The organism is Vibrio sp. 1069, from assembly GCF_033340555.1.
This window is the reverse complement of record NZ_JAWOWP010000602.1, coordinates 1-602: the sequence shown is the minus strand read 5'-3', so window position 1 is coordinate 602 and position 602 is coordinate 1. Positions and strand designations below refer to the sequence as shown.

Annotated in this window: 1 pseudogene; it reads right to left on the bottom strand. The window is 35.7% G+C overall.

Annotation, left to right across the window (positions count from 1 at the left end):
- Positions 1 to 236 (bottom strand): annotated as a pseudogene (locus R7040_RS28000) (type II toxin-antitoxin system HipA family toxin); the annotation flags it as partial.
- Between the last annotated feature and the right edge of the window lie 366 nt (positions 237 to 602).

Sequence of the window (602 nt, the reverse complement as noted above, 5' to 3'; positions counted from 1 at the left end):
ATATTGTCTAGAAACGTTAACCATCCAGGTTTACTCATGTCATCAAAAAAGAATGAGACAGGGTGATTTAGTGAAACAGCGTGAAAGTCATCTTTATCGTGATGTTCTAGCGCATAGTCGCTGAGGTAGTTGAGTTCAGTCACTCGGAAATTATGTTGGCTACTTTTAGGGAATGAGATGATACCAATATCTATCCATTCACCTCTGAGAAAAGCTTGTACGGTTAGTTCTTCCATCGACAACACCTCTACTTATCAATGAGTAAAACTTTACTCTTAAAGTCATTTTTTTTCAAGTTATGAGTAAAAATTTACTCATTAATGTGTGACGAGGCTCTTTATGAGTAAATGATTACGCATGGCTTGTAAGTCAAAATTGTTGATGAGCAGAATGGATTATTTTAGCTATGAAAGCTGCGATAGGGAGTGGGGCGTTAATTGTTTGTTCAGTTATGCAGGTTGTTCATAATTAATGAACAGTTGCCTTAAATGAACAAAGTGAATGAGGAGATTAAGAATGGCTGCTACATACAAAAATACAGTTAATACACTTTAATGCGCGTAAAAGTGTTTGAACGTTACCTTTTAATGCGCATAAAAGTG